The organism is Brevundimonas sp. UYEF29 (assembly GCF_040546195.1).
GTDB classification, from domain to species: Bacteria; Pseudomonadota; Alphaproteobacteria; order Caulobacterales; family Caulobacteraceae; genus Brevundimonas; species Brevundimonas huaxiensis.
In genome coordinates, this window is record NZ_JBEPNH010000003.1 from 1 (window position 1) to 11,731 (window position 11,731).

An 11,731-nucleotide genomic window follows, 5' to 3' on the forward strand; every position below is an offset into this window, starting at 1 on the left:
GCTGCGCTGACCGGCCTCTTGCCAACCCCGACAACCCCAGCTCAGATCACCAAAGGACTCTCGTTATGGCTGGATGAGAAATGGGGGTCACGTCACATAGTCTCGCACGGTCGCGCCGGCTCCTATCCAGGGGAGCGCAGACTTGCCTTCGACGATATGAAGCAGCTTCACCGCACGGTTTGCGCTGCTTGCGGCTACGACGTTGCGAATCCCGCCCGCCAGCACCGCAAAGTCCTCACCGAGCATTGCAACGCGCGGTTCGAAGAATGAAAAGCAAGATCGGAGTTCTACCGCATTCTCCCCGGTCAGTCGGATAATCGAAGCGGTGTTCTGGCGATTGACGAAGTACTCCCAGTCAGGGTTCCTCCGACTGACGAAGATGCCCTTGTCGATGGCATAATGCTTTCCGATGCCATCAAGCCAGGAGGGGGCTACATCCCACTGATAGGTCGGTTCTTTCAGCTGTGGCTCCTCCATTCCAATTGCGGTGTGGATTGCGTGAGCTGCCCATCCAGTATGGGCTACCAGCCGCTCTAATTCCGAAGGGCCATTTGTGGAGAGGTTTGGACGTTGCAGTTGATCGAAGAACAGCGTCCGAGCGGCGATCTCGGGGGCACCACACCAACCTTGTTCGCCTGCGACGTGAGCGGATGCGACGCCATTGGCCCGAAGGACGCCCGCCCAAAGCAAGCCTAGCATGTCGTGGAGATCTGTCCGACCGCCGCCGCCATCCCACTGGTGCGAGCTTGTTCGAACGAAGCCGTAGGCCGTGTCCAGCATTGCTGGCTCCGCACGGAGGCTGAACGGAAAGTGATCTTCCTGCCAGCATGGCTGGGCAAAGGCAGCTTCGTCGCTAGAACTAGTCATGATTGAGCTGGACTTTGCTTCGACAGGAGCGAGTAGACGATGATCTACGCTTGATCAGCCGCTTTCGTACGGAGCACACGCAGGCGTTCCTGGCACACGTTTGTAGCCAGCATTCGCAGAGCGTCCACTCGTTCGGTCAACCACGCCAGCTCGTCGCTGCTGATCTTGTAGTGCTTCGAGTAGCGCGCCTTGACGTAGGCTTCCCGCAGAAGCTCGAAGCAACGGCGCTCGAACTTGGTTTCTCGCGGCCAGGCATCGGCGAGGCGCGCGTCGATGGCCTCGGCCTTCTTGCGGAGGAAGGCGATATTGTGGACCTTGCCGCTGTAGAGCGTCACCACCAACAGAACGCAGTGGTAGAGGTGTTCAGTCGCTTGATGCAGGTTGAAGGCCGCCAGTTTTGGCTTGTCTTGGGCAACGCAGAAAGCAGCGACTTCAGAGAAGTCCTTCGAGCTGGCCATCCATTCGGCGAAGAAATCCTCCGCTTCGGCTAGTGCAGCCTTGGCCTTGATGTTCGCCGGCTTATGCAGCTTCGCGCCGGGAGTGTCGTAGAGGATGACGCCGTCGCGCAGAATGTCGGCGAAGAAGTAGCGCCCGCGATCCAGCTGGTCGTTCACGTCGTTCAGACTGTGAACGATGATGCTGACGGGCGTCCGTACTTCGCCCTCGCCCGGCATGGTCCGGTTGTTGGCGTCGTACCAGAACTCGCCGTCTGTCAGGTCTTCGTGGTCGACGACGATCAGAAGGTCGAAATCGGAGAAATAGCGGCCGACGGGGTCGTGAACCCAATCGCCCCGCGCATACGATCCATAAAGGATGAGCTTGAGGATCTTGCCGTTCTTCAGGCGCTCGGCACGTCGCGTGGCTATCGCTTCCTCGAAGGAGGCGCGGATCACGTCGATGACGTGACGCAGCTCGGTCTGCTTGGGCAGCGGCAAATGATCGAGGGTTTTCTTCACGGCGCGAGTCTCCCCGATGACCTGCGTCCGGGCAAGGCATGATTGTATCTTCTGCACAGGTCGGCGGGGTCTACTTGCACCCTCCCCCCTTACAGGGCCGACGTGGTCTTCAGGTCTTCGAGGCGGTTCTCGACAATGGCGACGGCCGCGCTCCGGATGCCCTCGGCGCTCTCCGGTTCCTGATCGATGAGGTCGCACACCTGATCGAACGCCATGCGAGCGAAAGACAGGCAGACGATCGCGCGCTTGTCCGCAACCGTGCGCGACCGGGTCGTGCCCATCAACCCGTCGATGAGTGCGGCCGTGCGCTTGTCGAGCTGATCGCGGCCGTCGGACGTCCGGATGTTCGGGCGCCAAGCGTGGCGGGAGAGCATGCCCCCCTTGTAGCCCCAGTCCAGACCGGCGAGTCCATCCTGCTCAACCTTGTCGGCAAGACCCCGCAGCAGCATCGCGGCGTCGGTGAGCGTAGCCTGGTTGCGGGTCTTGTAGGTGACGCCGCTGATAGCTGCCGCGACCATAGCCTCGGCGATATCCCAGCCAATATCGGCCTTCGGCGTTCCGAGGCTTTCGGCGTCGAGATCGCGGGTGCGAAAGAAGGCGTTCAAGGCCACGTCGTAGACCTGCGCCTTGTGCTTGGTGCGTTCGGATATCGCGCTCACGAATCCTCCGTGGATGAACTGTTCTCCGGGGATAGCCGTAAGCCCGCAGTGTGCAACCCGCGTGGCCGCACCGCGTTATGGTATCAACGCTCTCACCTCGAAATCATCTGGTGACGCCGCGCAAGAACGTCTGAGTGTGACTACTGCGGCAGGTAAAGGAACCCCCTCAAGTAACGGGTTCCGCGAGATATCCGTTCGTCCCCGGCGCAGATCGGTTGGAACGGCAGAGACCCAACCGGTCTCGGATCTCTGCCTGCTGCTGCATCTGCAACACGCGACAGAGCCGAGGCCTTTTTAGAAAGGCTAGAGTTCGAATGACGACCAACGATCCCGAAAAGCACCGCTTCGACTTCGAAGGCCCCGGTTGGCGACTTTCCGCCAGCGGCCTCGGCCTCGCCGTGGTGGTGGTCCTGGTCCTCGTGGCCACGATCTACTTCACCTTCGCCGGCTAGTCGGCGCTCACGACAAAAAAGCCGCGCGCCCCCAAAGGGCGCGCGGCGAGTTTTCGGACCTGTCGCCGTCTATTCGGCGGCGAACCGATAGGCGTCGTCATCGGACGGCGGCGGCTCGGTCGCCTCGCCTTCCGGCTCCGGTGCGTCCGGACCAAGCGCCGGGGCGGTCCGCAGGATGGGCGGCAGCCAGCCCTTGCCCTCGACCAGTCGTTCGGCGGCCTCGACCATGTCGCCCTTCCTGAACCCGGCGATCCGCCCGGCTTCCTCGGGGGTCGTCGCCTCGGTCACGGCTTCCAGCACCCTCGCCTTGGCGACCCGCGAGAAGTAGGACGCGGCCGTCGCGGACCACGTCCCGGCCATGTCCAGACCGATCACGGTCGCCAGCGTCTCGGCGTGAGCCAGAGCGTCGGGCTTCCGGTCATGCGGATCGCGCACGGCGTAGAGGCCAACACCCGCGCAGCAGGCCATCAGGTCCAGCAGGTCGGACGGCGGCATGACTGCCAGCACGGCCCACAGATCGCGGGCTTCCTCCGGAAGCCGCGCGCCCCACGCCTCCAGCCGGTCGGCCACGCGCCGTCCCGCCGGGCCGTCACTGACGCCCGGCGCCAGCCCCTCCAGCCCGGTCACGCTCAACCGCAGTTGCAGCGGCGTCCACGTTCCCCACGCCGGATAGAAGACCTGCAAGGCCAGCGCATGGACCACGACGGTCAGGGCGATGTTTTCGTCGGCCTGAACCGCGTCGCGAAGGCCCATGGTGCGGTGGGCCGTCAGGTCGATGACCAGACGTTCGGACAGGGGCGTCAGGCCCTCGTCCGCTTCCGGGTCCGACGCGGAGGGCGCGTCCCCGTCGCCTTCGCCTTCTGCGGTCCAGCCGTCCGGCGGCTCCGCATCGGCGGGACGGTCGCTGACCACATCCTCGGCCCGCACCAGCCCGCGCTCGAAACGGGCCAGACCGTCATGGCCGAGCAGAACCAGAACCCCTGCGCGCGCCTTGACCTCGGCGGGATAGTCGAAGTCCGGACCGAACGCTTGCAGGGCCTTGTCGATTTCCTCGAGCCGGGCGTCCGCCTCGGGCGACAGGGCGTCCGCCGCGTCGATTCCGGAAACGAGCGCGTCATACTCTTCCGACAGGGCCGCGATCTGCGCCGCATCCTCTTCCGACCGGACGACCTCGACCGGATAGACCCGGCCCAGGGCGTTGACCTCCGCATAGTCGGTCGCCGCCTCGGCCCACTTCCAGCCCTCACGCTGGCGCGCCTCGTCCGCCAGACCGGCCAGCTTGTCGCCGACCATCCGGTCCAGCCGGGCCGGGTCCTCCAGCCAGCCGCCGCCGTCCTCGGTGAACAGGTCGCGCAGCACCGTTCCCCCCTCGGCCTCATAGGCCTCGACGCCGACGAAGCGGGCCCGCTTGTCGTCGGCGCGGACCTTGGCCTCGGTCATGGCGCGACGGATGGCGTGGACAGGCCGGTACTCGCCCAACTGTTCGAACACCTGCCGCTGCCGGTCCTGATCGGCGCTGACGCAGAAGGCCATCAGCTGATCCAGCGCCAGAGCGCCTTCTCGATAGGCCGTCATCAACTCCGGCGCCGCAGCCCCGAGCCGCAGCCGTTGGCGCACCACGGTCGCGGTCACGCCGAACCGGGCACCGATGTCCTCGGCGCCATAGCCCTTCTCGTCGGACAGCCGCTTGAAGGCCTCAAACTGATCGGCCGGATGCATGGCCTCGCGGGTGACGTTCTCGTCGAGGCTGATTTCATGGGCGTCGTTCTCGGTATCCACCGTCACGCGAACCGGATGGTTCCGCTTGATGGCCTTGCGCTTGACCAGCAGCCGCAGGGCCTGACGCCGCCCCTCCCCGATGGTGACCAGGTACTTCCCGGTCGGCGCCCCGGCCTCTCCCCGCTCGATTTCGACCACGGGCGGCTGCAACACCCCCTTTGCCTTGATCGACGCGGCCAGCGCCTCGATGGACGCCTCCGAGTGCTTCACCTTCCGGGCGTTCTTATCCGACGCCTTCAACAGATTGAGCGGCACGAAGATTTCCGCGCCGTGCACCGGCTCCTGATCCGCTCCGGTCGCGGCGGCGTCAGCCGCCGCAGGGGTACGGGCTTGGGTGGATTGAGCAGTCATGTCTGCCTCCTTTGGGCAAGGGTTGCAGGCACGCGGAAGGCGCGCCTGAAACCCTGCCCGTCGGCGAGACCGGGGTAGCAAGGGCCAGGGCGGATCGGCCGGAGGGGGATCGCCCGACCTGCACAAGCCTCTCTGGAAATCGAAACATGGCGACCATCGCCGGCGCGGAAGGTCGGGGAGACCGGCCGATCCGGCGGCGTAGCCGCTTCACCCTGGCCCGCGCGAGGGCGGAGCCCTTAGCGCTTTCTGTAATCCGCGACGCGCTCCACCGGCCAGCGGTCCTGATTGCGTCCCGTTGGAGAGGCGTTAGGCTAGTCGCGACGGGTTCCGGCAAGATAGGGGCCGACCGAGAGCCGGGGGACGTCCTTGACGTCGGCGGCGGTCGGCTCCGAAACCCCGGGCTTCCTCGCAGAAGTTCCAGGCCCGTCCCCTTTTTGCGACCTGAGAGGATCGCCTTGGCAGAAGAGCTCACCGCCGAAGAGATGGCGATCTACGATGATCTGGCCGAACAGGCCGGTGTCGTCGCCAGAAGGCTTCTAGCCGACCGTGGCCTTATCTACCTTGAGGACATGGCGCCAGAAGCAGCGCGGAATCTGCTGCGGGCCGCTTGGCGCGAAGCCGCGCAAAAGCGGTTCGACGGCCATGATTTGACCGAGCTGCTCGCTGAGATCGACGCGATGGTGGCCAGCATCGTCATGACTGAACCGCCTTTGCCAGCGCCGGGCCCGTCGATTCACTGACTGAGCGCGTTGACCCTCCGCAATCGGGGATGGCTGACATCATCGATGCAGGGTCCGCGTCAGCCAACAAAAAGCCCGCCATCTCTGGCGGGCTTTCCGTAATCCATCGACGATGAGGGGAGGCTTGCGCCCGCGTGTCTCAAAGCCAGTGACGAACAGATGGTGCTTAAGGGTGAGAGTGTCAACTCGAAAGTGAAAGTCCGTCACCCCATCGACAGTCTCGATTCTTACCGCATAGGTTAGCACTATGCCGTTCACGCCTCAGGAAATCACAGATCTTCCGGACGTCATTTCGGCGCCGCGCTTCGCGACCTATCTTCAGGCAAAACAGGGTCACATCGACCAGGCGCTGGAGCTTTACGCCTGGAACATGGAGGTCTCTTCTGCCTTCATGGTCCCTCTTCACCTTTGTGAGGTCGCCATCCGCAATGCGGCTGCGGATGGGATCGAGTCGGTTCACGGCGCGAACTGGCCGTGGGTGAATGGCTTCATCAGAAGCCTCCCCGTTCCGAGACGGCAGTTCGATTACGACCCCCAGCGCAACCTCCAGCAGGTCGCGGCACGCCAGCCGACCGTGGGCAAGGTCGTTTCAGAGCTCAACTTTGCTTTCTGGGAGAAGGTATTTACCCGCGGGCAGGACAGCAGGATCTGGGATCAGCATCTGCAAGCTGTTCTTCCTGGATTGCCAGCAGGCCTGACGGTGGCCCAAGCGCGCGCCAAAATCTTCTCCGATCTGGAAAGGATCCGGAAATTCCGGAACCGGATCGCGCATCATGAGCCGATCTTCGCTCGCAACCTTGCCGGCGACTATGCCTCGATCCGGGAATTGGTCGAATACAGGCGGCCAGAGGCGGCAACCTGGCTAGATAAGGTGGAGCGGGTCACGGGGCTCATCGCACTACGGCCCTAGGCAAATGCTGCGCTCGAGGGCTCGCCCTGAAGCTGAGACCTCGGTCGATGGTGCGGGCGGCCGGGGTCGAACCGGCATGGGCAATGCCCGACGGATTTTCGTACCACTTCGACTTTCGCCGCCGGCCCCGGAATGGAGCCGTTCGTGGTCTGGACTATCCCTTCGTCATAGCCCGAAGGCCTTAGACGCCGCCCGTCTAGTCTCTACACCTTCCCGTCCGAAGGCGGGCTTGGCTCGGGATCGCCATCTGACAGGGTTCCCCGACTTTGAGCGGTTCTACGTCCGGGATTTCCCCCGGCGCACTCAATCCTCAGCTTAAGTCCGTTGCGTCTACCAGTTTCGCCACGCCCGCCAGCTGCGCCGCGTCTATACCCGCGTTCGTGCCGCCTCGCCAAGGCGGACCGACGTTTCAACTGTGGCCGCGACGGCGTGTTCCTGTCCGAGACTGCTGCTATCCGCGACCTCGGGTCGAATTCACTCCTTCATCCGATTTCATCGCAGCGCTGAAACGAACGCTTTCACTGAAACGTTTGGACCTGCGGCGGGGGCCGGTGTCAAACGGCATCCGCGCCCGCGGCCTTCCGCTTCGCCAGCTTGGGCTTGCGGACGTTGATCGCGGAGGCGTCCAGCACGTTCTTGATGTGCGAGGCGTAGAACTTCTCGATCATCTCCACGCTGGTCCTGCAGTTTTTGGCGACCTGATAGATGTCCGCGCCCTCCATGAGCCGCATTGAGATATAGGTGTGCCGCAGACTGTAGGCCGTGCGGGGCCGTCCATCCCGATCCTTCTTCAGGCCGAGCTCGTCGAGGATGGCGTTCAACAGCTCGCGCTGCACGAGGCCGAAGACGAGGTCGGTCGGCTGGCCGTTCTTGCGCTTGAGCACCCGTTCGAACGGCCGAACGGCGCCGGGCATGCTCTTGCAGAACCCCACCCCGCGCTTTCCACGGACTTCGATCTCCAGGATCCGCTCGCCGGTCGCCTCATCCTCGACGATGGACACGTCCCTGAATTCGAGCCGTTGCGCCTCGTCGGGACGCAGACCGGTGTTGACCATGAAGAGCACGAAGTCGTGGAACTGCTCGCACTCCTCGCGCCAGCGCTCCTTCTTCGGGTTCTTCGCGCGTTCGCGCGTCGCTTCGTAAAGGCGCTTGTACTCTTCCGGCGAGAACCAGGCGCGGTGGCTGACCTTGCCGGATGCCCGGTAGGGATTGCTCATGTCCGGGAGCGCCGTGATCCAGCCCTTGCGGTTGGCGGACTTCAGGATCTGTCGCAGGCAGACCATCTCGTTGTGGAGAGTCTGGCGGCTCGGCCGTTTCCATGCCTTGGCTTTGCCGATGCGCTCGCGGCCACCGGAGACATAGCGCACGCGCTCCGGCTCCTCCGGCGGCGTGACCCGATGAAGCCTGTAGTCCTGAATGCGACCAGCCGAGACCTCCGAAATCGGCAAGTCGCCGAAGAAGGGGTTGAGGTAGATGCGGATCACCCTCCCCTTGCTGGCGACGTACTGGGCGTTCCGCTCGCCGAGCGTCATCGCCTCGTACTCTTTCTCGAACGCTGCGGCGGCCTCGCGGAACGTCTTCTCACCGGGCCGCTTCGGTGAAGTCCGCTCGGGGATGACGATCGGTGTGTTCGGCGCCGCGGGAAGAGCGCCACGCCGCCGCAGTCGGTCTTCAGCGACTCGGTCAAGATACCAATCCTGCGCGAACTCGCGCGCGTAGGCGATGTTGGTTTCTTTCGTCGACTGGCGATGATTGCGACCACTGAGATAGGTCGCGCACTGCCAGTACCGGCTGTTCTCGCGTCGGTAGACGTGCAGCCGACCGTCCATGAGCGTGTGAGACTCCACGACATGACCTTCCTGCCGCGAACGGCAACTGTGTAAGGCATGTGTAAGTCAGTACCCGCTCTAACCGATTGATTTAGATACGTAAATCTACGGTAGTGGGTTTTAAGTCTGCTGCGTCTACCAGTTTCGCCACGCCCGCAGCCCGGTCTGGCCCGGTCCGGCTCCTATAGACGGAACCAGGCCGGGTCTCCAAGTCGTCAGCGTGTCGGGGTCGCCGGCGTGGTCGCAGGCTTCATCGCCCGGAAGTCGACGTCGGAGTCGGCGATCAGCCACAGCAGGCCGGCCCAGGCGGCGACGTTCTGATTCAGTTGCGCCGGGTCGATCTTGTCCAGGGTGTCGTTGGCGGTGTGGTGCAGGTCGAAATAACGGGTTCCGTCCTGAGCCAGGCCGAAGAAGGGGACGCCCAGCGGGCCCATCGGCCCCACATCGACGCCGCCTTCGGTCTCGACCCGATCCGAGGCCAGGACGCCGATCGGATAGAGGACGCGGGTCGCGGCCTTCTGAAAGTCCGAGCCTTGCGCGCCGGCGGGCAGGCGCAGGGCATAGACGCGGTCGGCGCCGAAATCGCTCTCGCCGGCGATGATGTGCTTGTCAAGCGCCGCGCCCTGGCCGCGCGCGTAGACGCCGCCGCCGTTGCCGGTCTGGGCGGTCGGCTGGGCCACTTCTTCCGAACCGTAGAAGATGACGCGCAGGGTGCGGGCCGGACGACGGCCGCTGTCTGCGATGGCCTTGGCGGCGGCGACGGTGATGGCGCCCCCCGCCCCGTCGTCGATGGCGCCGGTGCCCAGGTCCCAGCTGTCCATGTGGGAGCCCAGGACGATGATCTCGTCGGGGCGCGTGGCGCCCGGCAGATCGCCGATCACGTTCTGGCTGGTGGTGCGATAGGTGCGGGCGGTCGAGGTCAGGCGCAGGCGCACCGGCTGACCCAGGGCGACCAGGCGGCTGACCTGATCGGCGTCGGGCGCGGCCAGGGCGAAGGCGGGAATGGTCGGCTTGCCGTCGACATAGCGGGTCGTGCCGGTGTGAGGCATCCGGTCCTCGTCAGAACCCACCGAGCGCATGACGAAGGCCACTGCGCCCTTGGCCGCCGCCACGCCGGGACCGGCGCCGCGCACGCGGGTTTGGGGACCATAGCCGGAGCCGTCCTGCATCGGGTGCATCTGGCCCAGGTCGACATAGACGATCTTGCCGCGGACGGCGGCCTCGGGCGCGGCCTGCAGGTCTTCGAAGGTCGAGAAGCGCACGATCTCCGCCTCGACCCCACCCCTCGGCGTGGCGGGAGAGTGTCCGAGCGCCGCAGCGACCAGGGCCTGGGCGTTGTCGCCGACGATGGCGGCCGAGCTTTCGCCCCGCTCCCAGCCGACCAGCGGGAACTCTTCGATGCGGACGTTCTGGAAGCCGTTGGCGCGCAGATAGTCGGCGGCCCAGGCGGCGGCCTGCTGCTCGGAGCGCGAACCCGCCGGGCGCGCGCCGAACCGCGTCGTCAGCTGGGTGACATAGTCCATGGCGATGTTCGAGCGCATCGCGGCGTCGCGCACCACAATCGCCTGCTGCACCGTCGCCGCATCCTGTGCATGGGCCGCCGGGGTCACGGCGACAAGACCCAGGGCGACGGCGCTGGCGGTCAGCAGACGGATGGACATAGGCAGGCTCCGGACTCAGATGAGAGCCGGACCCTAGGTAGGTTCAGTCGTTCTGGAAATAGGGTTCGACCGGACCCTGCAGTTTCACGGTCAGAGCCTTGCCCTTGCGATCCACCCGGTTGCCGAGCGCCAGACGCACCCAGCCCTCGGACACGCAATATTCCTCGACATTGGTCTTCTCTTCGCCCTTGAAGCGAATGCCGACGCCGCGTTGCAGCACCTCGGCGTCGTGATGCGGGCTGGACGGATCGACCGAAAGACGATCGGGGGACGTGTCGGACATGGCGTTGATCGGGCTCAGATCTCGGGAAGGCGCGGTGATAGACGCGCAGGCGCGCCCTGCCAATCCGAAACCGGGCGGAAACCGGGTTCGACGACCTTAGGGCAGCAGGTGATAGTGCTGGGCGACGGCGGCCATCATCACGGTTCCGACCGCCGGCACGGCGAGTATGATGGCCCGGCGCATGCGATGCGCGATGTATAGCAGTTCGCCGATCATGGCGCAGATCCTCGATGCAATCGCTCTCTGACGGAGCGTTCGAAGATCATTGGTCAAAGTCTTTTCACTGTCGAGACGAAACGTCCGTCCACCGATCACACTTAAGGTTACTGCACAGTTTGACGGGGCTGGGCGTTAGGGGCGGCTGACGGCTGATAGGCCTGCGGGCCGGTCGCGGCGGGAGCCGCCGCAGGCGTGGTGGCGGGACGGCGCGCCGGAGTCGCGGTCGGGCGGGCCGCCGGTCGCGCAGCGGGACGGTTGGCGGCCGGGCGCGGCGTCGGACGGGTCGTCGGGGCGGCGGCGGGCTGAGCCGTCGGTGTGGCGGGCGGGGTCGTGGCGGCGGGCGCAGCAGCGGCGGGCGCGGCGGCCGGAGGCGTCGCAGCCTCGGCGGCGGCGGCGCGGGCCGCCATCTGTTGGGCCTGGAAGCGGGCAGCGAGCTTCTCGGTCAGTTCCTTGGCCTGCGGCGCGCTCATTTGGGCCATGATGGCGGCCAGGGTGCGCGGACGCATGGCGGCGGCGACCGGCAGGCGCACCCGGTCCTCCAGCGCGGCCATGACCGGGGCGGCCTCCTTGGGACGCATGGCCGAATAGACCTGAACCAGACGGTCGATCTCGGCCTTCTCGCGCTCGTCCACCTGGCCGAGCATTTGCTTCATCTCGACCTTGAGGGCTTCCAGCGCCTTGACCTTGGCGTCCAGCTTCTGCTCAGCGGCGACCATCAGCGGCAGGGTGGTGGCGAAGTCCTGATCCCGCGCGTCCAGCGCCGCGCGGCGCTGCGACAACGATTGGATGATCTTCAGCTCGGCCGGCGAAATCCCGGCCTGCTGGGCCAGCTGTTCGGGAGACAGGGCGGAACAGGTTCCCGGCAGGGCGGGTTTGGGCGGCGCGCCGGCGGCAGCGGGAACCGCCTCCTCGGCCCAGGCCTTGGCCCCGTCGAACAGGCCAGGCGCGACACCGACGGCGCGCACGGCGACGACCCCGCCGATGGCGATGGCGATCAGGGGCAGGATGCGGGGAAGGCGGGCCAT

General features: G+C 65.5%; 11 protein-coding genes. 3 read left to right on the top strand and 8 right to left on the bottom strand.

The features are described 5' to 3' along the window. Positions 1 to 87: 87 nt before the first annotated feature. The 3 genes from ABIB58_RS05630 to ABIB58_RS05640 form a co-directional block, all read right to left on the bottom strand. The gene (locus ABIB58_RS05630) at positions 88 to 780 is read right to left on the bottom strand and encodes a hypothetical protein (RefSeq protein WP_354039577.1); all 693 of its coding nucleotides are present in this window, start codon (positions 778 to 780) and stop codon (positions 88 to 90) included. Between the two features lie 131 nt (positions 781 to 911). Next, a complete protein-coding gene (locus ABIB58_RS05635; protein ID WP_354039579.1) occupies positions 912 to 1,823 on the bottom strand; it encodes a HEPN domain-containing protein in 912 nt (303 codons plus the stop codon). Between the two features lie 89 nt (positions 1,824 to 1,912). Further along, the gene (locus tag ABIB58_RS05640) at positions 1,913 to 2,482 is read right to left on the bottom strand and encodes a hypothetical protein (protein WP_354039580.1); all 570 of its coding nucleotides are present in this window, start codon (positions 2,480 to 2,482) and stop codon (positions 1,913 to 1,915) included. 314 nt (positions 2,483 to 2,796) lie between these two features. On the opposite strand from ABIB58_RS05640, the gene ABIB58_RS05645 reads away from it, so the two are divergent. Then, entirely contained in the window at positions 2,797 to 2,934 is a 138-nt protein-coding gene (locus ABIB58_RS05645) for a hypothetical protein (RefSeq protein WP_354039582.1), read from the top strand. A gap of 69 nt (positions 2,935 to 3,003) precedes the next feature. On the opposite strand, the gene ABIB58_RS05650 is transcribed toward ABIB58_RS05645, so the two are convergent. Continuing rightward, positions 3,004 to 5,064: a ParB/RepB/Spo0J family partition protein gene (locus ABIB58_RS05650; RefSeq protein WP_354039584.1), complete on the bottom strand. Its 2,061-nt coding sequence runs from the start codon at positions 5,062 to 5,064 to the stop codon at positions 3,004 to 3,006. Positions 5,065 to 5,519: 455 nt separating this feature from the next. Between ABIB58_RS05650 and ABIB58_RS05655 the strand changes: the two genes are divergently transcribed. Both ABIB58_RS05655 and ABIB58_RS05660 read left to right on the top strand, forming a co-directional pair. Beyond that, positions 5,520 to 5,804, top strand: a complete 285-nt coding sequence (locus ABIB58_RS05655; protein ID WP_354039586.1) for a hypothetical protein — start codon at positions 5,520 to 5,522, stop codon at positions 5,802 to 5,804. Between the two features lie 247 nt (positions 5,805 to 6,051). Next, positions 6,052 to 6,714, top strand: a complete 663-nt coding sequence (locus ABIB58_RS05660) for a hypothetical protein (protein ID WP_354039588.1) — start codon at positions 6,052 to 6,054, stop codon at positions 6,712 to 6,714. A 554-nt stretch (positions 6,715 to 7,268) separates the two neighbouring features. Here ABIB58_RS05660 and ABIB58_RS05665 read toward each other — a convergent pair. The 4 genes from ABIB58_RS05665 to ABIB58_RS05680 form a co-directional block, all read right to left on the bottom strand. Next, complete coding sequence (locus tag ABIB58_RS05665; protein WP_354039590.1) at positions 7,269 to 8,543, bottom strand: tyrosine-type recombinase/integrase; 1,275 nt, start codon at positions 8,541 to 8,543, stop codon at positions 7,269 to 7,271. Positions 8,544 to 8,758: 215 nt separating this feature from the next. Then, on the bottom strand, positions 8,759 to 10,204 hold the full coding sequence (locus tag ABIB58_RS05670; protein ID WP_354039592.1) for a M20/M25/M40 family metallo-hydrolase: 1,446 nt from the start codon (positions 10,202 to 10,204) through the stop codon (positions 8,759 to 8,761). A gap of 43 nt (positions 10,205 to 10,247) precedes the next feature. Next, positions 10,248 to 10,487 carry a DUF3297 family protein gene (locus ABIB58_RS05675; protein WP_354039594.1) on the bottom strand — a complete coding sequence of 80 codons (240 nt, stop codon included), beginning with the start codon at positions 10,485 to 10,487 and terminating at the stop codon, positions 10,248 to 10,250. A 323-nt stretch (positions 10,488 to 10,810) separates the two neighbouring features. Beyond that, positions 10,811 to 11,731: a MotE family protein gene (locus tag ABIB58_RS05680; protein WP_354039596.1), complete on the bottom strand. Its 921-nt coding sequence runs from the start codon at positions 11,729 to 11,731 to the stop codon at positions 10,811 to 10,813.

Bases quoted from the DNA above. Each gene is read 5' to 3' on its own strand.
- ABIB58_RS05630 (WP_354039577.1), bottom strand. From the start codon at position 780: ATGCTGGACACGGCCTACGGCTTCGTTCGAACAAGCTCGCACCAGTGG.
- ABIB58_RS05645 (WP_354039582.1), top strand. From the start codon at position 2,797: ATGACGACCAACGATCCCGAAAAGCACCGCTTCGACTTCGAAGGCCCC.
- ABIB58_RS05650 (WP_354039584.1), bottom strand. From the start codon at position 5,064: ATGACTGCTCAATCCACCCAAGCCCGTACCCCTGCGGCGGCTGACGCC.
- ABIB58_RS05660 (WP_354039588.1), top strand. From the start codon at position 6,052: ATGCCGTTCACGCCTCAGGAAATCACAGATCTTCCGGACGTCATTTCG.
- ABIB58_RS05665 (WP_354039590.1), bottom strand. From the start codon at position 8,543: ATGGACGGTCGGCTGCACGTCTACCGACGCGAGAACAGCCGGTACTGG.
- ABIB58_RS05670 (WP_354039592.1), bottom strand. From the start codon at position 10,204: ATGTCCATCCGTCTGCTGACCGCCAGCGCCGTCGCCCTGGGTCTTGTC.
- ABIB58_RS05675 (WP_354039594.1), bottom strand. From the start codon at position 10,487: ATGTCCGACACGTCCCCCGATCGTCTTTCGGTCGATCCGTCCAGCCCG.
- ABIB58_RS05680 (WP_354039596.1), bottom strand. From the start codon at position 11,731: ATGGCCCGCCTTCCCCGCATCCTGCCCCTGATCGCCATCGCCATCGGC.